The organism is Pirellulales bacterium, assembly GCA_036499395.1.
In the GTDB taxonomy this organism is placed as follows: domain Bacteria; phylum Planctomycetota; class Planctomycetia; order Pirellulales; family JACPPG01; genus JACPPG01.
The window spans coordinates 290834-313773 of the sequence record DASYDW010000068.1 but is presented as its reverse complement, the minus strand read 5'-3'; the positions used below and the strand labels follow the sequence as shown (position 1 = coordinate 313773).

20 protein-coding genes and 1 tRNA gene are annotated in these 22940 nt (G+C 61.1%); 9 read left to right on the top strand and 12 right to left on the bottom strand.

Translation table 11 applies throughout. From position 1 onward, the window contains the following. Window positions 1-1134, top strand: coding sequence for a tyrosine-type recombinase/integrase (locus VGN12_13940; GenBank protein HEY4310547.1), 1134 nt, complete (start codon window positions 1-3; stop codon window positions 1132-1134). On the opposite strand, the gene VGN12_13935 is transcribed toward VGN12_13940, so the two are convergent. From VGN12_13935 to VGN12_13920, 4 genes are all read right to left on the bottom strand, one after another. Continuing rightward, window positions 1131-1475 carry a hypothetical protein gene (locus VGN12_13935; protein HEY4310546.1) on the bottom strand — a complete coding sequence of 115 codons (345 nt, stop codon included), beginning with the start codon at window positions 1473-1475 and terminating at the stop codon, window positions 1131-1133. The genes VGN12_13940 and VGN12_13935 overlap by 4 nt on opposite strands. 225 nt (window positions 1476-1700) lie before the next feature. Continuing rightward, window positions 1701-1786, bottom strand: a tRNA-Leu gene (locus tag VGN12_13930). Between the two features lie 224 nt (window positions 1787-2010). Next, a complete protein-coding gene (locus tag VGN12_13925) occupies window positions 2011-3054 on the bottom strand; it encodes a dienelactone hydrolase family protein (protein HEY4310545.1) in 1044 nt (347 codons plus the stop codon). Between the two features lie 136 nt (window positions 3055-3190). Further along, entirely contained in the window at window positions 3191-3997 is an 807-nt protein-coding gene (locus VGN12_13920) for a hypothetical protein (GenBank protein ID HEY4310544.1), read from the bottom strand. A 435-nt stretch (window positions 3998-4432) separates the two neighbouring features. Between VGN12_13920 and VGN12_13915 the strand changes: the two genes are divergently transcribed. Together VGN12_13915 and VGN12_13910 are read left to right on the top strand one after the other, a co-directional pair. Then, window positions 4433-4759: a hypothetical protein gene (locus VGN12_13915; protein HEY4310543.1), complete on the top strand. Its 327-nt coding sequence runs from the start codon at window positions 4433-4435 to the stop codon at window positions 4757-4759. A 207-nt stretch (window positions 4760-4966) separates the two neighbouring features. Then, window positions 4967-6241, top strand: a complete 1275-nt coding sequence (locus VGN12_13910) for a hypothetical protein (protein ID HEY4310542.1) — start codon at window positions 4967-4969, stop codon at window positions 6239-6241. Between the two features lie 70 nt (window positions 6242-6311). Here the strand turns inward: VGN12_13910 and VGN12_13905 are convergent, their stop codons facing one another. The 7 genes from VGN12_13905 to VGN12_13875 form a co-directional block, all read right to left on the bottom strand. Further along, complete coding sequence (locus tag VGN12_13905) at window positions 6312-6890, bottom strand: hypothetical protein (protein ID HEY4310541.1); 579 nt, start codon at window positions 6888-6890, stop codon at window positions 6312-6314. A gap of 429 nt (window positions 6891-7319) precedes the next feature. Next, a complete protein-coding gene (locus tag VGN12_13900; protein HEY4310540.1) occupies window positions 7320-9278 on the bottom strand; it encodes a cytochrome b N-terminal domain-containing protein in 1959 nt (652 codons plus the stop codon). Continuing rightward, a complete protein-coding gene (locus tag VGN12_13895; protein HEY4310539.1) occupies window positions 9275-9856 on the bottom strand; it encodes a ubiquinol-cytochrome c reductase iron-sulfur subunit in 582 nt (193 codons plus the stop codon). The genes VGN12_13900 and VGN12_13895 overlap by 4 nt, the downstream gene beginning before the upstream one ends. A gap of 191 nt (window positions 9857-10047) precedes the next feature. Further along, window positions 10048-11031 (bottom strand): DHHA1 domain-containing protein, encoded by a 984-nt coding sequence (locus tag VGN12_13890; GenBank protein ID HEY4310538.1) that lies wholly within the window; start codon window positions 11029-11031, stop codon window positions 10048-10050. 55 nt (window positions 11032-11086) lie between these two features. Next, entirely contained in the window at window positions 11087-12019 is a 933-nt protein-coding gene (locus VGN12_13885) for a bifunctional riboflavin kinase/FAD synthetase (protein HEY4310537.1), read from the bottom strand. Window positions 12020-12161: 142 nt separating this feature from the next. Continuing rightward, complete coding sequence (locus tag VGN12_13880; GenBank protein ID HEY4310536.1) at window positions 12162-12980, bottom strand: Cof-type HAD-IIB family hydrolase; 819 nt, start codon at window positions 12978-12980, stop codon at window positions 12162-12164. A gap of 106 nt (window positions 12981-13086) precedes the next feature. Then, the gene (locus VGN12_13875; GenBank protein HEY4310535.1) at window positions 13087-14985 is read right to left on the bottom strand and encodes a TIGR03960 family B12-binding radical SAM protein; all 1899 of its coding nucleotides are present in this window, start codon (window positions 14983-14985) and stop codon (window positions 13087-13089) included. A 128-nt stretch (window positions 14986-15113) separates the two neighbouring features. Here VGN12_13875 and VGN12_13870 point away from each other — a divergent pair, with 128 nt between their 5' ends. After that, window positions 15114-16340 (top strand): protein-L-isoaspartate(D-aspartate) O-methyltransferase, encoded by a 1227-nt coding sequence (locus tag VGN12_13870; GenBank protein ID HEY4310534.1) that lies wholly within the window; start codon window positions 15114-15116, stop codon window positions 16338-16340. 8 nt (window positions 16341-16348) lie between these two features. Here VGN12_13870 and VGN12_13865 read toward each other — a convergent pair whose 3' ends face one another. Then, window positions 16349-17500 (bottom strand): FtsW/RodA/SpoVE family cell cycle protein, encoded by a 1152-nt coding sequence (locus tag VGN12_13865; GenBank protein ID HEY4310533.1) that lies wholly within the window; start codon window positions 17498-17500, stop codon window positions 16349-16351. Window positions 17501-17828: 328 nt separating this feature from the next. Here VGN12_13865 and VGN12_13860 point away from each other — a divergent pair, with 328 nt between their 5' ends. From VGN12_13860 to truA, 5 genes are all read left to right on the top strand, one after another. Continuing rightward, entirely contained in the window at window positions 17829-18866 is a 1038-nt protein-coding gene (locus tag VGN12_13860) for a TIGR03000 domain-containing protein (protein HEY4310532.1), read from the top strand. 260 nt (window positions 18867-19126) lie between these two features. After that, window positions 19127-19750 carry a hypothetical protein gene (locus VGN12_13855; protein HEY4310531.1) on the top strand — a complete coding sequence of 208 codons (624 nt, stop codon included), beginning with the start codon at window positions 19127-19129 and terminating at the stop codon, window positions 19748-19750. Beyond that, complete coding sequence (locus VGN12_13850) at window positions 19747-20784, top strand: HTTM domain-containing protein (protein ID HEY4310530.1); 1038 nt, start codon at window positions 19747-19749, stop codon at window positions 20782-20784. Before VGN12_13855 ends, VGN12_13850 begins: the two co-directional genes overlap by 4 nt. Window positions 20785-21081: 297 nt before the next feature. Then, window positions 21082-22116: an aspartate-semialdehyde dehydrogenase gene (locus tag VGN12_13845; GenBank protein HEY4310529.1), complete on the top strand. Its 1035-nt coding sequence runs from the start codon at window positions 21082-21084 to the stop codon at window positions 22114-22116. Between the two features lie 38 nt (window positions 22117-22154). Beyond that, window positions 22155-22922 (top strand): tRNA pseudouridine(38-40) synthase TruA, encoded by a 768-nt coding sequence (gene truA, locus VGN12_13840; GenBank protein HEY4310528.1) that lies wholly within the window; start codon window positions 22155-22157, stop codon window positions 22920-22922. Window positions 22923-22940 lie beyond the last annotated feature (18 nt).

Sequence of the window (22940 nt, the reverse complement as noted above, 5' to 3'; positions counted from 1 at the left end):
TTGAAGGCCTGGCTATTCCAAGACCATCGCCAGAAGCAGAAGCTTGGCGAGAAATGCCCATGGTACGTCGGCTTTTATGAGCCAGACGGCAAGAAGAAGCGTAAGCGCATCGGCTCGAAAAGCTTGGCCGAGAAGTTCGCCCGCAAAATCGAGGGGCAACTCGCGGCGGGGGTCTACCAAGCAACAAACCGCAAGACCTGGGCCGATTTTCGAGCGGCGTACGAAGAGAAGATCGTTCCCCAACTGGCAATGAGCACGCAGCGCATCATCCGCGAGACGCTCGATAAGTTTGAGGAGCTCAGCAAGCCGACTCGAGTATCGGCGATCAAGACCGAGACGATCGACGCGTATTCGGCCGATCGGATGCTTCAACCGGGAGCGAAGCCGGGTGCGACCCTTTCGCCCTCGACCTGCAATCGAGAGCTGCGCCATCTGAAAGCCGCGCTGCGCATCGCGCACGAGTGGGGCTATCTACCCGTTGTGCCAAAGTTCCACCGGGTTCGCGAGCAGCAACGCGTCGGACGTGTGATGACGCCCGAGCACTTCACGGCCATCTATAGCGTCTGCGACTCGGCGACGATTCCCGCCACGAACAACTATCCGGCGGCCGACTGGTGGCGGGCCCTATTGTGCGTCGCCATGACCACTGGCTGGCGGATTGGTGAAATTCTCTCACTACGGCGAGACGACGTGAACTTCAAAACCGGCGCCGTGACGATCAGGGCCGAGAATTGCAAAGGGAATCGAGACGACCTTGATCATCTGCCGAAGGCTGCTCTCGACCACATGAAGGGGCTTGCCGGGTTCGGGAGTCTCGTTTTCGAATGGCCGGCCGGGCGCTGCACGCTTTGGGCAGAGTTCAGACGGATTCAGGCCGCAGCCGGGATCAAGCTGCCATGCCCGGATGCGAGCAAGCACGAATGCACGGCCGCCTGTGGCACGTACGGTTTCCACGCTCTCAGGCGAGCGTATGCGACGTTAAACGTCACGCGGCTCGATGGACCGACCTTGCAACGCAAGATGCGGCATAAGGCGTTCTCGACGACACTAGGCTATATCAGCCTGGCGAACAGGATGCAGGAGGCCGCGGCCGACGTGTACGTGCCGGACGTCCTCCGCAAAGCGACGTCTTAAAAGTCCAAGTAATGCGTCAGAACTGGGCCGCCCAGGTCGAACTCGAGGTCGACCAAGACTTTCTCGCGGCTGACGTCGTTCGGATACGAGCGGTCCTTGGTGTCTCGATCGAAGGAAAGCGTTGATCCGGCCGGGGTGCCAGCGGCGACGCCACTCCTCAGATGCACGACTTCGCCTTGCGCAAAAATGGCGACCATTATGCATTTTGATCGCCCCTGCTTAGCGATCACGGTGGGCGTCGAGACGCATGGGTGCCCGACAACGTGACTTTTCTGCGGAGATCCCGGAACGCCAAGTGCGGCCGTCGTATCCGCGAGGACCGGAATTACAACCTCGGTCATGATTTCGACTGCCTTCTCCTCGGCAGCCCTGCATCGTTCGCGCGAGCGAGTTTCTTCGAGCTTCCGTGCTTCTTGGTCCTCCCGGTCTCTTTCAGCAGCACTTTCAACAGCTTCGCGAATCCGCTTCTTGAATTCCTCGGAGGCCATTGGACTGCCCTTATTCGATGTGGACTGTTTATGGACTGTTGGCACTTTTCAGGTGCGCTTACGGTCGTCGTAACTCAATGGCCGAGGCGGGGATCGAACCCGCACACCGGTTACCCGATACGGGATTTTAAGTCCCGTGCGTCTGCCTATTCCGCCACTCGGCCGGAGTGTTATGCAGTAAGAGTTTGAGGCGACTTCGGCCGATCGTCAAGCTACCCAAATTGTTCCGTGCGCAACGGGCGCGCAAGGACGGGTAAATCTGGTTGCCCTTGGCGTCACTCTCTTGAACACTTGGTAATCGCCAAATCATCTAACGTGCCGGCATGCGTGCAGCGCATCGTGGTCGTATGGCCGAATAACCGCTGAAATTGCGCCAACGATCGCGTTTCTAATGCGGAACCGGCGCCGCCGGTGCCACAACGTTGCGCGTTCGCAGCGACAGCACGGACGACTCGTCCGCGGTGACGCCCTGCGATTCGTCGCCGGCCACATAGCGATTCAAGAAGGCCAGCGACAGGCGTTTGACGATCGCGTCGGCCGCGGCGCGGTCGACGTGTTCTTCCAACATCTTGTCGGTCCGGACCAATCGCGCCAGGCTGGTGAAAGCGGCGTTGTTAAAGCAGAAATGCGAGCCCCCTTCGATCGTGGCCAGAAACGCCGGGCCGCCCAGGTTCTCGAACAGCGGCAATTGGTGCTTCTCCAGCGGCAGAATCAGATCGTGCGTGCCGGCAAAGACCAGCACCGGAATCTGGATCTCAGCCAGACTCTTTGCAGACAACAGTGGCGGGCCAATCGGTGCGTAGGCAATCGCCGCTTTCACGCGCTGGTCCGGATGCGAGAAATCTCCTTGTGCGAGTTCCTTGCCGAACATGGCCCGCGCCGCCTGGGCGTCGACCGTGGCGCCGGCCAGCACCAGGGCCGTGTAGCCGCCGAAGGAATGGCCCGTCGCGCCGATTCGCCGCGGGTCGATGCGCTGACAGAGCCGATCGGCGGCGTCTCCGTTGCGCTCTAACATCCGGTCAATCACAAACGAACAATCCTGCGGACGATCGATGCCTGACTGGATGCCGTGCTCGGCGCGATTATCGAACACGGTGTTGAACTGATGATCGGGGGCGACGACCACGTAGCCGTGGCTGGCCCAGTGTTCGGTCAGGTACGTCGACTGCTGCCGGGTCGCGCTTGCGCCGTGCGAAAAGATGACTAGCGGAAAGGTCCCATCGGCGCACGGGGCGTCGCGCTTCGTTCCGGTCGAGGGATCGCTGGCGGATCGATCCACCGGGTACCACACGTCACTTGTCAGGCGCCGGTTATCGCGCGACGCGTCACGCAGATCGAGCCGCGAGATGCCAACAGCATACTTGCCGGGCGCATCGGGCGCGGCCTGCACCGCGGCCACGGCGAGAACGATGGGAAGCAGCACCGAAGTCATGGCAGCGGCTCAATGGCAAGAATGACAAATGCGGGCAAAATCGCGACCACGATTGTAATCGCAATTCGCCGGCCGCACACATAGTCGAAGCATGACACCTCGCGCGGCCTCAACGCCATTCGCCTCGGCGGCGCAATCAATGTCGCACGTAGGCCAAACCACGTCCCGGTCCACTCGAAACTCCGTGCTTCGTAATCCCCAGCACGATCAATGTGAAATGGCTCAAGTCCTCCACGCGATCGGGCATGACCCAGACGTATCGGTCGCAGTAGTGACCGACGAAACAGGCGTCCTTGGGCACGTCTCTTTTACAACCGACGCAGAACCAACCAACAGGCACATCAAGCTGACCACGAATCTGCGCCAGGGGCGAACCTGCATAGCCCAGGTTGTCGGCCACGTCCGACACGTTCGCGCCCGCAGAGGATGGTCCTGGAGGTAGTTCTTCTGAGGACCGATCGGCATCCGGACCGGCGGGTGAACTTGTCTCCGCCGTTTGGCCCTTGGCCGGCTCTTGGCTATCGGCGCTCGCCGACAATTGCGCAAGCAAAGGAGGGTCCGCGGCCGGCGGCAAGCCCATTGCCTGGCGATAGACGTCTTGCAGCGTCTTAACGACAAGGGGATCCGTAATCGGGTGCGCGCCCCACTGTTCCGTGACGCTCCGCACGGCGCGAATGCCGCGGGTAAACCCGGGCGTGCTACCCCATTGCACGCCCAACTCGGGCATACCTCCCTCGTCGTTGACCTGCACTGTCCCGTCATTGATGCGGATGGCCCAGGGCAAAATCGCGGGGTTCACGGACAGCATCGCCATGTTGTCGAGCACCATTTGATACTCGATCCCCATAATCGTGCTCGCTTGATGAATCATGCTCCGCGAAAGCTGCCGATGCGTGCATCCGCTGCCTGCGACGATCATGATTAAGAGCAGGAGACTTCGCATGGTTTTCAGCGATTCGGCAATCGGAGCTGCTCCGGTTCGCTGGCAACGCTCGAGCGGACGAGCACCGGGCAGTCCAGCCTGCGGCATTCGTAGCCAGGAATGGCACATCGCGATGGTGGGCAACAGGTGTCGCCTGCGTCGACTGCTGGCAATTCGAAACGCGCCGCATCGGCATCATCGACCTAGGCGTTTGGCAAACTGTAGCGGTTATGCCGATCGTGCAAAAAACGGGGCCTTTTTGGCCGCTAGCAATCCGGCAGCCACGCCGATTCTGCCTCGCCAGTGTTGCGCCACCACGATGTAACCGACGAAAGGCTCCTCTATTGGGGTGGTCGAAAGCGAAACCTTGTTACAGCCCTCGACCTGTGAATCCCACCGGTGACGGCGTATAAATAGATAGGAGCGGCAAGGCATCTAACTTCGAAGGAACTTTTCATGTCCCGTCCCATCGCTCGCTGGTTCGCCGGTCTGGTGCTTATCTCCTCGACATTGTCCGCCGGCCATACGTTTGCCGCTGCCGACGACACGGCCGCTAAGCCGCAGTCGGCCCCGCAAAAACAGGCCGTCGTTGCCGCTCCGGCCACCGCTCGTACGGCCTATCGCGCTCCCGCCACGACGCGCAGCTATCGAGGCCGCCGTCCGATGAACACCAGTTCAACCGGCCGGCGATGGAGTTACAACTATTCCGGCGTCGGTTTTCCACGCATGGAGGGCGGCCTGACCGCGGCAGCCAATCGGACGACCTGGCTCAAGAAACCATAGTCTCGCAGGGGCGCCGTCGCAGGCCTTATCTGACGCACGTGAGGCGATTTCAATTCGCCCGAGCAGGAACGGTCTGGGCTTCGGTCTGTTCGCGGGGCAGATGATGACGTATCAACGCGATCTCGACGGAAGTCTTTCGGCATGAGCGCCGTAGCGCCCACTACTTCCTCGCGAAGCTTTCGGGACCGATTGCCAACGCGACGGACCTTGGCCCTGATCATCGTCGCATTGGCATTCGGCGGCTTTGCCGTGAAACAGGGGCGCGACTGGTTGGCGTTGCGCGCCGAGATTGCGGCGCTGCGTGTTCGAGGAGAGCCTCTGACGTTCGATGAATTGGTCACGGCCTATCAAGCCGACGCGCAGGGAACAGACCTGACCGATCGTTGGCTCGAGTGCTGCGCCATCATCGGCAACGCGGTCCGAAAATCGGAGGACAACAACCCCTACACCGAGACTTTTCTCAACGAGCAGGCCGAAACGCTCTCGAAGCTGCATGAATTGGCGGTGACTGACGGGAGCGTACGCCTCCCGCTGGTCCAAGATGCCGAGACCGGCTTTGTGAGGATTGCCCTGTGGGACACCCGCGAGGGTGACAGCCCCAACGCGCTCGCCCTATTCCGTCGGAGTCCTCCCGATGACTTGCTTGCCACCTGTCGATGCTTGGCGGCCGAAGCGCGCCTGCACGCTAGCCGGGACGATGGCGCGGCTGCGGCACGATCACTGTGTGCCGGCTTAGCGCTGACGCGTACGCTTGAACATGTTCCCTGCACGATCGGACTACTTCAGCGATGCGGTCTCCGCAATCAGATATATATCGTCGTGAAGGATTTGCTGCCGTCGGGCCTGTTTTCGGCGGTCGATCTCGCGACTTTGCAATCCACGTTGAGCCAAGAGAGCGACTTGGCGGCAGACTGTTTTTGGGGATTCCGTGGCGAACGTGTCGGCGGCATCGCAACCTTTAGCATTGCCTGGGTGAAAAAAGACTGGCTGTATCGGACCTGGTACTACCAATCAGACAAATTGGCGTTTCTGCGTGCCATCCAGGAATCGAGCGACAACCTGCAACTGCCTTACCCACAGGCGGTCGCCGCCGGCGAGTATTGGACGATCGACGAAGACATCAAGGGCCATCTTGTCACCGAACTTTTAATCCCAGCTGTCGGCGCAATGCGTATGGCCTTTGCTGGAACTTGGGCCGCCGGTCGAGTGGTCGTGCTGGCCGTGGCACTTACTCGTTACGACAGGGACCACGGCAAGCCACCACATCAGCTCGCCGATCTCGTGCCGAACTACCTGACCGAGCTTCCTACAGATCCGTTATTTCTGGCTCCGTTCGGATACGAAGTCGATCCCGAGGGCTACACGGTCTTCAGCCCTCTAAAAAGCTATTCTTTCGAAACGCGCGATCCCAGTACGGGATTCCACAAGACGATGCTATATCGATCGCGGTTCCAGTCGCCCGACACGAGTACGCCCGACTAACGGCAATTCGGAAGTGAGGGCGCTGTTGGCAAATGGATCCAGCTCGCTGGTACTCGGCAACGCTGAGTGCTCAGCCGCAAGGCGAATTCAACCGATGCGAGAGCAGGTCTAGCCGCTGCTTTAACTCGGCCATGAGCCGCTGTTCGTCCGCGGCGGCCGGCGGCATTTCGGATTCTTCCGGCGCCAACTCGGCGGCGAGCACCTCGAGATCGACCAATCGCTTTTGAAAGCGATAGAGCTTGCTGGCCGTTTCACGCTTGCCGCTCCAGACCAGTTCCATTTGCCACATCATGCCCAAGAGCAACGCCACCTGTCCCAGTAGGGTCATGGGCAGGCCGACGCTTTGCCATCCAGTGCGTCCCATGAGGGCCCCGGCGCATAGGAGCGTTATTCCGCACGCCAAGGCGCCTGCCCCCACGGCGACAATCGTCCAGGATATGCGTGAGCGATTGCGGCGTACCCGTTTCGCAGGTGCATCCGCGACCTGCATCGCGGCCGCCCGAGTCGTAGAATCCGTACCGTTGCGTTCGGACACGTCGTCGGCAATTTCCGTCGAAAATCGCGCGCCGGAAAGAATACGGTCGACATGGCGCAATTGCTCTTCCAGCTCCCAGGTATCGAATGCCGAGAGGGGTGCGCGAATGGTCACCGTTGGCAAATCACAAATGATCGAAGCCGAGGACTGCGCGCCGCTCTCGCAAAGCGCGCTCGTTGTGATCGGGCGTGCAGAATGTGGTCTCGCCATGGCCGCGATCGCGTGGGAGCGAACGGGGCGCCCCGACCGCTGGGCGCCGCAGCGCACACAGCCTGCCTGCTCGTCACCCGCGCCAAGCGCAGCCGGAACTTCTTGTCGACAGTTCTTACACCACATTGCCGCACCCGCACCATCGAACGATCAGCCGCGGCAACACGCCGCCATGAAACAGCGTCGTCGCGCTCGGGCGCGGAACTTTACCTGGGATGGCGGGCGTAGCGATTATGCCGACCGAAACAGCGAATGTTCCGACGGTTTGCACCGTCGCTCCGGTGGCGCAGGCGGATCGCGGGGAGTGCCATTCGAGCCCACGGGCGCGTCCCGTTACGGTACTGCCGGCGTTTGGCTCGTCGAGTGTTCGTCGCCGGCAGCAACCTCGGCCGGTTCGTACCATTCGCCTCGCAGCCAATCGACAATCAGCCCGAGTTCCTGTGCGGTCAGACGATGTTGATCGGGATTGTCCCCCACGGCAAATCCGGGCATGCGATCGTTTTTGTCGCCGTAAAAGCGCGCATGCTCCGGATTGCTGATCATGCCGATCAGCCATTCGCCCGAACCGTATCCGGCCAGATCCGGCGCGCTACCCAGATCGCCTGCTTCCTGAAAATGGTGGCAGTTCGTGCAGCCGGCGCTTCCTTTGATCAATTCCGCTCCGGTCGCGATCATCGCGATATCCTTGGCATCCACCGCGGCTTGTGACGGTAGCTTCGCTTCGGCCGACAGCGCGGCGGCGATCTCCTGCCGCTGCTTCGCGTCGAGCCCTTTGAACTCGTCTCCCTGGACAAAGCTCACCATGTCGCCGTCCTTGTGGGACGTGTTACCAAAGTAGGCGATCGTCGCGATTCTTTCGGGGTCGAGCAAACCGGCGATCCACGCACGACTGGCAAAGCCAAACAGGTCCGGAGCGCTCGGATCCTTGGCGACCAGACCACCCAGCGACGGGTCTGTATGGCTGTGACACGCGGCACAATTCTGCTCGAAAAGCTCAGGGCCACGTGTCTTGGGGTCATTGCGCAGTAGCGACAATGCACCGCTCGGTGGAATCTCAACCCCACGAGCAAGTTCTACGGCGCGGTGCGCGGCCGCCTCGGCTTGCTCGACCGCCTGAACGTAATCGTGCGACAGGTTCCATTTCTCATGAGACCGCACCTGGTCGGCATCCGGCTCTTTTATCCAGAGTGATTGCCGATCGGCCCACACCGCTTGCCCCGTCAGCAAGGCAACGCCCACGAGCAGACAGGCAAGCATGCCGATATTGAAGCGGTGCCCCAGCTTCCACCGCCCGATGAGCGGCATCAGGAACAACAGCCCCATGACGGCGCCGGGAATGATGATCCCGCCGATCAACTCGCCCGTCTCGGGATTCGACTCGAACAACTTCAAGAATTGAAACAAGAACAAGAAGTACCACTCGGGTCGAGCCGCTGAGTAGGGCGTCGCGCCGTCGGCGGGCGCACCCAGTTCCGCGCCGAGCACATCTCCCGCCCGATCGGACGCCACCAGCGCACCGATCCCCTGTTCGCTGCGCAGGCCCGGCAACAATGTCAGAAACAAGACCACAGCCAACACTGCTAGACATGCCACGGCATCTTTTAGCACCTGGTCCGGCCAGAACGAACCATCGCGGTTGCGCAACGGCACTTTCGCATGCAGGCCATGACGTCGAAACAACGCCACGTGCAAAACTAAAAACCCGACCAGCGAGGCGGGCAAGACTCCGGCGTGCAAGGCAAAGAAGCGAGTCAGCGTGTGATGCCCGTACTCAGGTCCGCCCACAACTAGCCGCTGCAATTGTTCGCCAACAACCGGCACGATGCTGGCGATATTCGTCGCCACGATCGTGGCCCAGTATCCTTTTTGATCCCAGGGCAACAGATAGCCAGTCAACGACAGCGCCAGCACGATCTGCATCAGCACCAGGCCGAGCCAGAAATTGACCTCGCGCGGCGCGCGATAGGCGCCATCGATCACGACCTGCATCAAGTGCAGCGCCAACAGCACGACCATCGCTTGCGCCATGAAATGGTGTATGCCGCGCAACAGCCAGCCACCTTGCATCTCGTGCTGAATGTAATAGACACTTTCCCAGGCCGTCTGACTGCTAGGCGCGTACGCCATCCACAAGAACATCCCGGTGATAGCCTGAACCGTGAAAGCGAATACCAGCGTGCTTCCCCACACGTAGCGCCATCGCGCGCCACCGGGGACGTGCTCGTATAGGGCGGCATGCAGCAAGCCGGCAATGCCTGTGCGATGATCGAGCCAGCGAACGAGAGCCTTCATGCCTTGGGCTCCTTATCCGTACGGCCCGTATGAAAATTTTCAAACTTCACCCAGATTTCGCTCCCCGAACCATTGTCGCGAATTTCACATTCGAGCGTGTCGAGCCCGCGCGGGCTGGGACCGGAAAGCACCTGTCCCTCGACATCGAAAGCACTGGTGTGGCAGGGGCATTGGAATATGTCGCGTGGTGCGTTGAATGACACCGAGCACCCCAGATGCGGGCAGATCACGTTGAACGCTTCAACCTGGGCAGGGCTTTTCACGCGTCGTAGAAACACCGCGCCGATCGGCGCCGGCGGATACTTGGTCCAGGCGTCGCGACGATCCGCCACGACGGGAAAACGACGCGGCGCACCGTCTTCGGCCAAAGCATCGAGTCGAGCCACTCGCAAGAATTGCCCATTGCCGCTCTTTCGCCGTAACGGATCGGCAAAAACGCTCAAGCCGGCCAGGAACGGACATACGACAAGCAACCCGCCGATTACGACGGCGCTTGCTTGGGCAAAGAATCCGCGTCGTCCGTCTTCTGCGACGGGCGGCGGTGAAGAGGGCAGGGGGGGGCTCTGCGAAGCTGGCATCAAGCGACTCCTTTCATCGCTCCGTCGGCCCTAAGCAACGCCGCCAGAAAACATGCGGTGTGCTGAAGTTCGCCAGGCGTTTCGAATCTCCGTTTTCGCGCCGCCAACGGCAGCCGATACGGATAGTTGACGAATGGACCTTCGGTTGGATTTCGTACGCGGTGGGATGTCAGGCGGGTCGGACGGCGGAATTATCGCATCGCTGCGCGCACGGCGTCAAGCACGCGCGGCTCGGCCGCGGCCAAGGGCCCCGGCACCATCGCGCCGGCCGCCGCTTTGTGTCCGCCACCGCCAAAATTTTCGGCCATCCGGCTGCAATCCAAACCGGCACGGCTTCGAAAGCTGACTTTGACTCGCCCGTCCTGCTGCTCGACAAAGATTACAGCGACTTCCGTGCCCGCGATCACCAGCGTCAGATTCACCACGTCCTCGGTATCGGAGGCGGCAGCGCCGGTGGCGCCAAAGTCTTCGCGCGTTACCGAAGTGAAAACCAATCGGCCATCGAGTTCAGTCTGGGTTCGGGCCAACACTCGGCCGCGCAATTGCACGCGCGCTAGCGTATCTTGTTCGTAGATCGCGTTGTAAATCGCATCCGGACGGGCTCCCGCTTCGACGAGTTGTCCCCCGAAACTGTAGGTCTCACCACTGACCGACGCGAAACGAAACCACCCGGTGTCGGTGGCCAGTGCGGCAAACAACGGCGTCGCAATCTCGGGGGTCAATGCCACGCCCAACTCGCGGGCGGCTTCCTGGACCAATCGACCAGTGGCCTCGGCCTTAACATTGCGAAAGACCTCGGCTCCCAGATCGTCGCTGCTGATGTGATGATCGAGCACGATCTTCTTGGCCTTGGTGGCGCGAATGACATCGCCCATCTCGGCCAACTGCGCCCAAGCGCTCGTATCGAGCACCATCAGACCGTCGTAATCCATCAGGTCGGCGAGGGACACATCGCGCCCAAGAACTTGAATGCGATTCGTCGGGTCGATGAACGCCAGGTTCGCTGGCGTCGCCTGCGCATTGACGATCAGCGCTTCCTTGCCCAGCGCTTCCAGCACCTGCGCCATACCCAGTTCACTTCCCAGCGCGTCACAGTCCGGGCGCACATGGCTGGTAAGTATGAAACGATGATGCTCCCGCACCACTTCCACGAAACGTGGCCAGTCAATTGCCATTGCCCAAGCAAACCCTCGAGTGCGAGATCAAAAACCTATCTTAGTTCGTCAACCCTCATGTGCGATACGCCGCGGCCATTTGTCGTGCCGCTGCGACATCGCGGCCGAGTTGCGCCTGCAACTCGGCAATATTGGCAAACGGGTGAATGTCCCTCAGTCGGCCCAGGAAGTCAACCTCGAGGGGTTGTCCGTACAGCGCGCCGCTAAAGTCGATCAAATGGACTTCCAGCTTGAGCGCCTGTTCCCCGAAGGTCGGATTTGGTCCCACGTTGATGGCCGCCGGCCAGGAGCGCCCTTGATGCCAGGCCAAACCTGCATAAACCCCCAGACCTGGCAGAAGCGTGTCGATCGCCGCGAGATTGGCGGTCGGAAAGCCGATTTTGCTTCCCCGGGCCGCGCCGTGAGTGACCATGCCCCGCAACCGATAGGGCCTGGTGAGCAACCGCCCGGCCTCGTCGACCTTTCCCGCAGAGAGTAGTTGCCGCACGCGCGAGCTGGAAACGATTTCTCCGTCGATCACGACCGGATCGACAATATCCAACTGGATCCCAGCGGCCGCCGTCAGCCGACGTAACACGTCGATCGTCCCGCTCCGGCCGCGGCCGAAGTAGAAATTGGGGCCCTCGACCATCGCCCGCGCATCCAGAGCGCCGCGCACGATGGCGTCGAAGAATTGCTGCGCGTCGAGGTGCAGTAGCGCCTCGTCTGTGGGATAGGCGATGATGGCGTCCACGCCCAGTGCAGCCAACAATTCCGCCTTGCGATCGGTCCACGTCAACGGAGGCGGAGCCTCGGACGGGCGCAATAGTCGCACCGGGTGCGGGTCGAAGGTGAATACCACCGCAGGACCGGCGACACCGCGCGCCTTGGCTAAAAGCTGCTCGACAATTCGGGCGTGACCGCGATGCACGCCGTCGAAATTGCCAATCGCGATCGCGCCGCCGCGCAATTCGGAGGGAAACTCCGCCAGTTCGCGAAAAAGCTTCACAGGCGCGGGGCAGGGCAGGGGGGTGAGGCGTTAAAACGATGGTGCCAACTCCCATTATGGGCTGTGGCAAACCGAACGGTCAAACCTACCTCATATCCGGAAGTCTGGAACCGAGACGGGTGTGAAACCGAATGCGCCCAGCTCAGTTCAGCAGCCATTCGACAACCGCCGCCAACCCATCTTCGTCATGCCCCGGAGCGATCCGATCGGCCGCGGCCTTTACTTCGTCCTGTGCGTTTCCCATCGCTACGCCCAAGCCCGCGGCACGGATCATCGGGATATCGTTCACGTCGTCACCGACGGCGCAAATTTCTGCGTCGGCGATTCCCCAATCGTGCGCCAGGTGTTCGATGCCGCTCCATTTCGTCACGCCGGCCGGAGCGATCTCGCACATGTATCCCGCATAGCGCGGACTGCGAAGCACGTGTACATAAAGGTCTTCCGGAAAACGCTCTTCCAATTGCCCGCACAGGGCCATCATTTCTTCCCGCGGCCCCATCGCAAAACACGAGAAAACACCCGGCGGTGGAGTGGCAACCAACTCGGGGCAGAGGCGGTGGCAATCAGGATTCCTCTCGAAAAACTCCATCAGCTCAGGCTGCTCGACCTGCGTGCGCCGGCAGTAAAGATCGAACCCCTCGGCGTAAGTGTCGGCGTACAGCAACGGGTCGTAGCCCGCCTGGTCGACCATTCGCAATGCCTCTTCGAGCACGCCCGGCGCAAACGACGCGCGGAACAATGTGCGATGGTCGAGTGGGTCTTTAATGAGGGCGCCACTGGCCGTGACCAGTGGGACGTCCAGCGACAATGGCTCGACCAGGGGAAGCGCGCGGCTGTAACGACGCCCCGTGGCCAGCACGACGCGAATGCCAGACGCAACCGCCTTGCGCAGCGCCGCGCGGGTGGGCGCCGTCAATTGATCCCGGCTGTTTACCAGCGTTCCATCGATATCAATGGCCAACAACCGAAATCTTGACATGCGGCGGGGCAGGGCAGGGGGGGTAAAGCCGAATTAACGAACTCGTGCAGCGCGTTGTTCGGCCTTCCTCGCGGCGCGCTCGCTCCCATTATACGGCATCGGCCATCGAGGCCAGTTGCAGCACGGAGCGAGTTTGTTCCTTCTCGAGGTACGTGCGCCCTTTACGCACGTTGATATGATCCCACGGCAGCCGGGCATCCAAGGGCTCGGTGTGATGCAAGACCTTGGGAATGTCGATCGCGCAATCCTCGAACGCTTGCCACCAGCGAGCGGCGTCGAATTGCTCTCCCCAACTATCAAATCGCGCGCCGCGCCGCCAGGCGAGCAAAATCGCCGCGCCGACGCGGCGATCGCCACGGCTGAGAACCCCCTCGACCAACGAATCCTCGATCGGATGACACTTGACCTCAACAGCCCGAATTCGCCGCTTCTTCAACAGATAATTTCGCGCCCACCGCAGGTATTCTCGCGATTGCATTCCGTTCCATTGGTACGGCGTGTGTGGCTTGGGAACGAAATTCGACACGCTGGCCGTCACCTTCGCGTATTGCCCCAGTTCTTCCTTGCCGATGCGTGAGATGGTTTCGGCCATCTCGACGATCCCATCCAAGTCGACGGCCCGTTCACCGGGCAGGCCGCACATGAAATACAGCTTTACATGCCGCCAACCGTGGCGAAACGCCTCGCGACATCCAACGTACAGATCTTCGTTCGTGATCTTCTTGCGAATCTGCTCGCGCATATCGTCGCGCGCTACCTCGGGCGCCAGCGTCAGCCCGCGACGATCGCTCGACAAGAGCGCCGCCACGCCACGCAATTGCTCGTTGACGCGCAGGCTCGGTAGCGCCAGCTTGACTCCCAGCGGCGCAAAGGTCTCGTGCATCCGCGCGAGCAACTCGACGAACCACGGATAGTCGCTGGTCGAAAGCGAAAGTAGTGAAATCTCGTTGAAGCCGGTGCTGTGGTAAGCGGCAAGCGCCGCCGCGACGATCGTCTCCACACGTCGCACGCGCAAGGGACGCTTGATCACGGTGCTCTGGCAAAAGCGGCACTGCCAGGGGCATCCACGCATGATCTCGATGGCAATCCGATCGTGTACGCATTCGACAACCGGCACTAGCGGAGCCAGCGGAAGCGGCATCGCGTCCAAATCGTCGATCACCGAGGGCTCGATCGTCGCCGGCACATCCGGATGTGTCGACCGCGTGGCCAGCAATTTCCCGCTCTCGTCGTATTCCGCTTCGTACCAGCGGGGCACGTAAGCAAACGGCAGCCGCGTAGCTAATTGCAGCAGCGCTCGGGAGCGCTGGTCGCGGCCGCGCTGGCCGTCACGAATTCCCTCGCCGCCGATGATATCGGCGCGGATATTCAACCACTCGTCGCACAATCGTGGCAGGCTGGGTTCGCCATCCCCAACGACAAAAACGTCGATAAAGTCGGCCAGGGGCTCCGGATTCTGCGCGCACGGGCCGCCCGCGATCACCAGCGGCTCGGCCAATGTCCGCTCGCTGCCTAAGACGGCGACCCCTCCTAAGTCGAGCATCGTCAGTACGTTCGTATACGACAGCTCGTATTGCAACGTAAAGCCGAGCACGTCAAAACTCGCCAGCGGCGTGAAGGTCTCTAAGCTGTAAAGAGGCAATTCTGCCGCGCGGAGCTCTTGCTCCATATCCACCCAGGGAGCGAAGACACGCTCGCACGCCCAGTCCTCCCGAGCGTTCATCAGCGAATACAGAACTTGCAATCCGTGATGGCTCATTCCGATCGTGTACGAATCAGGAAAGGCCAGACAGAGCTTGCCACGCACGGTCGAGTGGTCCTTGCGGACCGCGTTCAGCTCGCCCCCCAGATACTGCGCGGGACGTTGCACCCGCGGCAACAGGCGATCGACCACGAGTGTTTTCAGCCGCTCGTTAAGCATGTTGCGCCTGGGGCTGAAAAAAACTGCAAAACCGCCAAAACCCAACACATCGTCAATGTGGGCCACACGGCCAATCTATCGGCCTTATCCAGATGCGGCAACGGCATCGATGTAGACAAGTCTTTCTCGGCCGGCAACGATGGAGAGAAGGAAAGAGTTCTCAGGCATCGCTCAGCCCGGACCGGGTACGCACCATGACTCGCGCGCTTCCCCTTCTGCTGGTAGTTTTCCTCGCCGCCGCCGAAACGGCACGTGCTCAGGCTACGCAAGCCGAGTATGACGCGGCACGCAATCAGATGGTCGACCAGGACATCGTCGCGCCCGGCATCACGGATCGTGGCGTAATCAACTCCATGCGCAAGACGCTGCGACACGAGTTCGTACCCTCCGGCGAGCGGCAGCACGCGTATTACGATATGGCGCTGCCGATCGGCGCCGGACAGACGATCTCGCCACCATTCATCGTGGCCTACATGACCGAACAGCTCGAGCCACAGCCGACCGATAAGGTGCTCGAAATCGGTACCGGCAGCGGCTTTCAGGCCGCCATACTTTCACCGCTGGTCGACAAGGTCTATTCGATCGAAATCGTCGATGTACTCGGTAAGCGCGCGGCCGCCACGTTGAAGCGATTGAAGTACACGAACGTCATCACCAAAGTCGACGACGGCTACAAAGGTTGGGCCGAGCATGCGCCATTCGACAAGATCGTCGTCACGTGCTCTCCCGAGGACGTGCCGAAGCCGCTCGTCGATCAATTGAAAGAAGGGGGCCGCATGATCGTCCCCCTCGGGCAGCGGTACCAGCAGGTGCTGTATCTGTTTCGCAAGGAAGACGGCAAGTTGGTTTCCGAAGCGTTGCGCCCCACACTGTTCGTTCCCATGACCGGCACGGCCGAGGACCAACGACAGGTAAAACCCGATCCGCTGCATCCGTCGATCATCAACGGCACGTTCGAGGAAACGAACAAGGATAGCGAAGAGCCGCGCGGCTGGCATTATTTACGGCACGGCGAATTGACCGGCGGGGCTCCGGAAGGAAAGCGCGCGATCACCTTCACAAACGATGTTCCCGGCCGAGGCTGTCAGGCGCTGCAAGCCTTTCCCGTGGACGGGCGCAAGGTCGACCAGCTCGAGCTTTCGACCTGGGTACGCGTCAAGGATGTGCAGCCGGGTCAGAATTCCGAACAACTGCCGATGCTGGCCATCACCTTCTACGATGCGAAACGGGCGATGGTCGGGCAACGCGGACTGGGACCCTGGCGCGGCACGGCCGACTGGAAACGCGAGGAAGGACACGTCCGCGTCCCCACCAACGCTCGCGAAGCCATCGTGCGAATCGGATTGCTGGGGGGCGTGGGCGAAGTTTCGTTCGACGATGTGCAGATTTCTGGCACGCCGAAAAACGAAAAAGAAAAATAAGGCTTGCGTCAAACCTGTCGCACGGGTCTGCGCGCCACGAATCGAAACGGCGTGGCCGTCACCTCGAAGCCTGGCCGTAGCGCAATGTTCACCAGTAATCCCAACGCCAAGCTGTGCGCGATCAACCCCGATCCGCCATAGCTAACCAACGGCAATGACAGCCCGGTCACCGGCAAAATCCCCACCGTCATCGCGGTATTGATCACGGCCTGCACCCCGACCAACGTCGCAAGTCCCATGGCCGTCAATCGTCCAAATGGCTCGCGGGTCGCTTGCGCGATTCCCATGGCGCTGATGACGACGCCAAATTCGAGAACCAGCACCGCAAGCACGCCACACCAGCCGAGCCGCTCGGCCAGGACGATGAAAACAAAGTCGGTGTGATCCTCGGGCAGTTGGTAAACGGCCCGATCCGCCACGGCCTCGCCTGCGATCATGCTTCCTCGGATCCCGCCCAGCGAGAGTAGCTGCTTCGACTGGTGCAGATGATAACCGTCATCGCTGGGAGCTCTATCAGGCCCGGATTGATCGAAAAGCGCCGTGACGCGAGATTTCTGCTCGCCGCTCATTTGCGTCCACAGGAGGGGCAACATCACGATCCCGCACACGGTCAACACGACCAGGTCGGTCTTGCGCGCCCCTGCGGCATAAAGCATGGCGAACAGCACCGGAATGAAGACCAGCGATGTTCCCAAATCCGGTTCGCGCAATACCAAAATGACGGGAACCAGGGTCAACGTCAAAGGGATAAGCAGGCCGCGCAGCGTGCGATAATTCTCCCCCGACATCAGATATCGCGCTAGCGCCAGTACGAAGACCGGTTTGGCGAACTCCGACGGTTGTAAACCGACGCGCCCCAGGCGCAGCCAGCGATGCGTGCCGTGAATCTCGGGGAAGAAAAAGACCGCTACGAGCAGAAATAGAATCGCCAGGAAAGCGGCGTACGCGTAGTGCGTCAGCCAGCGATAGCCCACCATCGTCGCGAGCCACGTGACGCAGCACGCAGCGACCGACCAGATCACCTGTTGGCGCACATAGTGACCATCGCCGTCGCCGAGTTCCTCGCTGCGCGCGATGCCCACCCAACCCAACGCTAGCAACCCCACTGCCGACAGCAGCAGCCCCCAGGGAATACGTTGCGGCCAGGCAACCGGTAGCATCGAGCGCTTCCTCTGACGTCATTGCAACCGCAAATCAAGAATCGATGGGTGCGGATTGTAGGAATGATGATCGATCGTCCGCCAGTGCAACTAGCAACGATCGCCAGGAACGCAAGGCCATCCAAACAAACCAGACTGCGCAGTTCAACACGATTATTCGGACGATGCGGATTCTGAGTAGTCTGCGCTCGATACAGATTGCTCCTCTTTGCCATCCTGGATGATCGAAAAAAACTACGTATGTTGCTTGAATTACATGCTAGGGTTGGTATGTTCGTGGGGGAAACTGAGTCGTTAGGCCTCCGTTATCCATGGGAGCAAACAAGTTATGTTCTTCGGCAACGTAAAGAAATTGGTGCTTGGCGGCTTGGTCGCTAGCGTCGCCTGGTCGATGGCTGCACCGCAAGCTGACGCGTTTTGGCACCACCGCCGCTATGGTTCGTCCGGCGGTTCGTGGGGTTCGTCTGGTTCGTCCGGTTCCTCGGGCGGCTGGTACTCGAGCGGTGGTAGCTCGTCGTCCGGTAGCTGGGGCGGATACTATGGTTCGTCGGGTTCGTCCGGTGGATCGTCGGGCTCGAGCGGCGGCTGGTACTCCAGCGGCGGCAGCTGGGGTTCGAGCGGTGGCAGCAGCGGCGGTAGCAGTGGTGGCAGCAGCGGCGGGTCGAACGGTGGTTACACCACGGTTCGCGACGTTCCGGCTGGCCAGGTCCCCGCGGCTCCGGTCGCTCCGGGCACTCCGTCGGAACCGCCGATGTTGGATCAGTCTCCGGCTCCCGGAACTGACGCCCCCCAAACGATGAATGGCACGGGCCGCTCGGCGGTGCTGAGCGTGCATGTTCCGACCGACGCCAAGGTCTACGTCAACGGCATGTTGACCCGTAGCACTGGCATGGATCGTCGCTTTGTCTCGAACGGTCTCCGTCCGGGTTTCAACTACACGTACGAAGTGCGTGCGATCAGCGAGCGGAACGGCCAAACGGTCGAAGACCGCAAGGTCGTCCAGTTGCAAGCCGGTCAATCGGCTGATGTGAACCTGCCGCTGCAGGGTCAAGAAGCGGCCGACGAGCGGACCGCCACCAAGCCGATCAAGACCAGCCTGAAGCTGCATGTCCCCGCCGATGCGAAGGTCTTTCTGTCGGGTAACGAATCGAAGTCGACTGGTTCGACTCGCGAATTCGTCACCACGAAGCTGAACGACGGCCAGAGCTGGGACAACTACACCGTGCGTGTCGAACTCGAACGCAACGGTCAGAAGATCTCGAAGGTCGAGCGCATCTCGCTGGCCGCCGGCGAGTCGCGTGAACTGACGATCGACGTCGATGCGGCCCAGGTCGCTCAGGCGTCGACCGGAACTGACGTTCAGTAGTTCTTATCGGGTACCGCAACTGGGCAATGGATTGACCGACGGCACCCGAAATTGATTGCAACTCACAACCCTCGCACGGGATACGTCCCGTGCGAGGGTTTGTCGTTTGATACGGGAGTAACGAGGTAACGCGAATCGCTGTTTGCCGGCAAGCGCGGGCACCGATACCCGGATAGGTCCGCCGAGTCGATACGCCGTCGGTATCGATGGGGGCGATTGGGGCAGAATATTCGGCACGCGTCGCTAGATACAATACCCGCATGGCCACGACCGCAGCAGCCGCCGACACCCGCGAACCTCAGACGCCGCGCAGCAAACCTTGGAGCCTCGGCGCCAAGCTTGTCGTTAGTGCGCTTTTGCTCTGGCATATAGCGGCGATTCTGGTCGGACCTTTTTCGCTGCCGCCCACGCTGCTGGGCGATCTCTTGCATCCGGTTTTTCGCCCCTACATGGGAGCGACCTACCTGGATCACAGCTACAAATTCTTCGCGCCCGATCCAGGCCCCAGCCATCTGGTCCGTTACGAACTCGAATTCGCCGACGACTCGCACCGAAGCGGCGTGTTCCCCAGCTTGAATGACGAGTGGCCGCGGCTGTTTTACCACCGCCACTTCATGCTCAGCGAATTCATCAACCTCGCGCCACCGGATCCCAATACACCACCGCAAACCGAATGGGCAAAGCTTCCTTTGGCCCCGGGTCAGCAGCAATACGCGCGGAGTTATGCCGACCACTTGTTGAATAAGTATCAGGCGCGACGCGTGACGTTGTGGATGCAAGAACACTTGATCCCTTCGCCCGACCAGGTGGCCAAAGGGATGCAACTCAATGACCCCAGCTTGTATCGCGAGCGTACGTTGGGCAGCTTTGTGAGGATGCCATGATGCGGCTGGTGAGTGATTATGTTCGCGACCTGGCCACGTGGCTCGTGGCGGGCTGGAACCGTTTCTGGTTCCTGCCCTCCGATCCGGCGACGCTGTCGTTGATTCGGATTCTCGCAGGCGCGATGTTGTTCTATACGCACCTGGTGTGGTCGATCGGGCTCGAAGATTTCTTTCTGCCGACGGGCTGGGTCTCGCCCGAGGCGGCCAGTGCCGCGCAGCCCGATCCGTTTTCGTGGAGCTACTTCTGGTTAATCAATTCCAGTGGCGCGTTGTGGACCGTTCACATCGCGGCATTAATCATCTTTGCCATGTTGACGATCGGCCTGTTCAGCCGCTTCGCGGCCGTGGCCTCGTTTCTGGCGTCAGTCTCCTATGTGAACCGCGTTCCGGGCGCGCAATTCGGCCTCGACCAGATCAATGTCATGCTGGCCATGTATCTCATGCTGGGGCCGTGCGGCGCGCGGTACTCCGTCGATCGGCTATTGGCCGATCGCGACGAGGCGGCTGCGCCTCCGGTGATCCCCAGCGTCTCGGCGAACCTGGCCATCCGCCTGATACAAGTACACATGTGCGTGATCTACTTCTTCGCGGGCCTATCAAAGCTGCAGGGCGAAACCTGGTGGCGCGGCGACGCTCTTTGGGGCGCCGTGGCAAATCTCGAGTACCAGTCCTGGGATCTAACGTGGTTGGCAACCTGGCCCGTGCTGGTGGCGGCATTGACGCACATCACGGTCTTTTGGGAACTCTCGTTTTGCGCCCTGATTTGGGTGCCAAAACTACGACCGCTGATCCTGGCCATGGCCGTCCCGCTGCACATGGGAATTGCCCTGGGGATGGGCATGATCACGTTCGGGCTGGTAATGCTGATCGGCTGCACATCCTTTGTCTCGCCGCGATTGGTGCGCATGCTGATCGAACGCGCACCCGCGGAAGAGGGCAGGGGGGAGGAAGCCGTTTCTACCCCCACAGCAGCCGTCGCCCGACCGCAGCAACGCCGCCGCCCACCGGCCGCCAGAGCCTCGAAGCTCAACTGACGCGCCTAACATTGCAAAGGCCGGATTGCGGAATAAAGACGCCGGCGAACCGTCATCGAGCGGGGCAGGGCAGGGGGGGCAGCAAATCGGCCACGGCACAGAGCCTTTCGATGACTTCCGTTGTCTCCACCACCGGGCTTATACTGGCTTCGCCGGCGGGAGATGGCGGAAACACATGTGAGGGGTTTCCAGCCTTTTCTGGGGCGTAGCCATCCGAGTAGTACCCCCGGCGCGGTCGTACCTCAAGACATTCGGCATTCCCACCGTGCGGGAGCCGTTACTAATCGGGAGAGATTCGTGTTTGACGTCGTTGCTATTGTCGGTGCCACAGGGGCGGTGGGAAGAATCATTCGCGACCTGCTCGAAGAGCGAAACTTTCCGCTCGATCGAATCAAATTCTTGGCGTCCAAGCGATCAGCCGGTTCGAAAATCACCTTTCGCGGCACAGAGCACACCGTCGAAGAGCTGACTCCCGATTCGTTCCGCGGCGTCGACCTGGCCATCGGCAGCACTCCCGACGAAACGGCGCGCGACTTTGCTCCCTGGGCGGTGGAACGCGGCACGGTCGTGGTCGACGAAAGCGGTTATTGGCGCATGGATCCTAAGGTACCGTTGGTTGTGCCCGAGGTGAATCCGGCCGATGCCTTCAAACATCAGGGCATCATCGCCAGCCCAAATTGTTCGACGACCCAACTGGTCGTGGCGCTGAAGCCCTTGCACGACGCCGCCCGCGTGCGGCGAGTTGTCGTTAGCACCTATCAGGCCACGAGTGGCGCCGGCGTCGCCGGACAACGTGACCTGGAGCAGGGGACCCGCAGCAAGCTCAACAACGAGGTGCATCGCTACGAGACCTTCTCGCACGACATCGCCTTCAACCTGATTCCGCAGATTGGATCACACAAACAGGCGGGCTACACCTCAGAAGAAATGAAGATGGTGTACGAAACCCGCAAGATTCTCGGTGACGACTCGATTCAAGTCTGCCCCACCTGCGTGCGCGTCCCCGTGAGCAACTGTCACAGCGAAAGCATCCTGGTCGAGACTGAGCGTCCGCTGTCGGCCGACGAAGCTCGCGAACTGTTTGCCGCCGCGCCGGGGATCGCGGTGATCGATGACCTGGCTGCTAACCAGTATCCGATGCCGCTGACATGTGACGGTCGCGACGAAGTCTTCATCGGGCGCATCCGCCAAGACATCAGCGGCGGAAACGGCGTGGCCTTCTGGTGCGTTAGCGACAACCTCCGCAAAGGCGCCGCCACGAACGCCGTGCAAATCGCCGAGTTGCTCGCCGCGGCAAGGACCACGCAAGGCGCCGGCCACGCGGCAGGGTAGGGGAGGGCAGGGGAGGCGCACCGCTTCGCCCTGTTGCCATGCGTACTTTCAAGCTCACGCTGGCCTACGACGGCACCAAGTACGCCGGCTGGCAATGGCAGCCCGGCAAGCCCACCATCCAGGGCGCCCTGGAAACGGCACTCGCCAAAATCACCGGCGAATCGATCCGCGCCGCCGCCAGTGGTCGCACCGACGCCGGCGTACATGCGCTCGGGCAGGTCGTGAGCTTTCAGAGCGAGACGAGATTGTCGGCCGATACGCTACGCAATGCCTTAAATGGCGAGTTGCCGCGCGACATATCCGCCATCAATGTCACCGAGGCTGCCAAGGCATTCCACGCGCGGCGCAACAGCATCCGCAAGCGCTATCGATACATGATTCACGATGGGCTCGTGGCTGACGTCTTTCGCCGTCACCTGTGCTGGCAATATCGGCAACCGCTCGACGCGGGGACCATGAGCCGGGCGGCGCAGTCGTTCGTTGGCACGCACGATTTTCGCAGCTTCGAGTCGCGCTGGCCGCAACGCGCCTCCAGCGTGCGTACGATTTATGAAGCGACGGTTTCACGCGGCACCGGCGAGAGTGCCAACCTGATCACGATCGAATTCTCGGGCAACGGATTTCTCTATAACATGGTCCGGGCGCTGGTGGGTACGCTGGTCGAAGTGGGGCGCGGCACACGCCCCGAATGCTGGCCGGCCGAGGTCGTGGCCGCCGGAAACCGCGGCGCGGCGGGCATGACGGCTCCCGCGCAGGGCCTATTCCTGGTGCGCGTCGATTACCCCACTTCGCTCGCGCCTGATTAGTCTAGAAGTATTGTGTAA

Excerpts from the sequence above, each read along its gene's own strand:
- VGN12_13890 (HEY4310538.1), bottom strand. The coding sequence starts at position 11,031 with ATGGCAATTGACTGGCCACGTTTCGTGGAAGTGGTGCGGGAGCATCAT.
- VGN12_13855 (HEY4310531.1), top strand. The coding sequence starts at position 19,127 with ATGGCCACGACCGCAGCAGCCGCCGACACCCGCGAACCTCAGACGCCG.
- VGN12_13870 (HEY4310534.1), top strand. The coding sequence starts at position 15,114 with ATGACTCGCGCGCTTCCCCTTCTGCTGGTAGTTTTCCTCGCCGCCGCC.
- VGN12_13860 (HEY4310532.1), top strand. The coding sequence starts at position 17,829 with ATGTTCTTCGGCAACGTAAAGAAATTGGTGCTTGGCGGCTTGGTCGCT.
- VGN12_13865 (HEY4310533.1), bottom strand. The coding sequence starts at position 17,500 with ATGCTACCGGTTGCCTGGCCGCAACGTATTCCCTGGGGGCTGCTGCTG.
- VGN12_13920 (HEY4310544.1), bottom strand. The coding sequence starts at position 3,997 with ATGCGAAGTCTCCTGCTCTTAATCATGATCGTCGCAGGCAGCGGATGC.
- truA (HEY4310528.1), top strand. The coding sequence starts at position 22,155 with ATGCGTACTTTCAAGCTCACGCTGGCCTACGACGGCACCAAGTACGCC.
- VGN12_13850 (HEY4310530.1), top strand. The coding sequence starts at position 19,747 with ATGATGCGGCTGGTGAGTGATTATGTTCGCGACCTGGCCACGTGGCTC.
- VGN12_13915 (HEY4310543.1), top strand. The coding sequence starts at position 4,433 with ATGTCCCGTCCCATCGCTCGCTGGTTCGCCGGTCTGGTGCTTATCTCC.
- VGN12_13935 (HEY4310546.1), bottom strand. The coding sequence starts at position 1,475 with ATGACCGAGGTTGTAATTCCGGTCCTCGCGGATACGACGGCCGCACTT.
- VGN12_13900 (HEY4310540.1), bottom strand. The coding sequence starts at position 9,278 with ATGAAGGCTCTCGTTCGCTGGCTCGATCATCGCACAGGCATTGCCGGC.
- VGN12_13895 (HEY4310539.1), bottom strand. The coding sequence starts at position 9,856 with ATGCCAGCTTCGCAGAGCCCCCCCCTGCCCTCTTCACCGCCGCCCGTC.
- VGN12_13925 (HEY4310545.1), bottom strand. The coding sequence starts at position 3,054 with ATGACTTCGGTGCTGCTTCCCATCGTTCTCGCCGTGGCCGCGGTGCAG.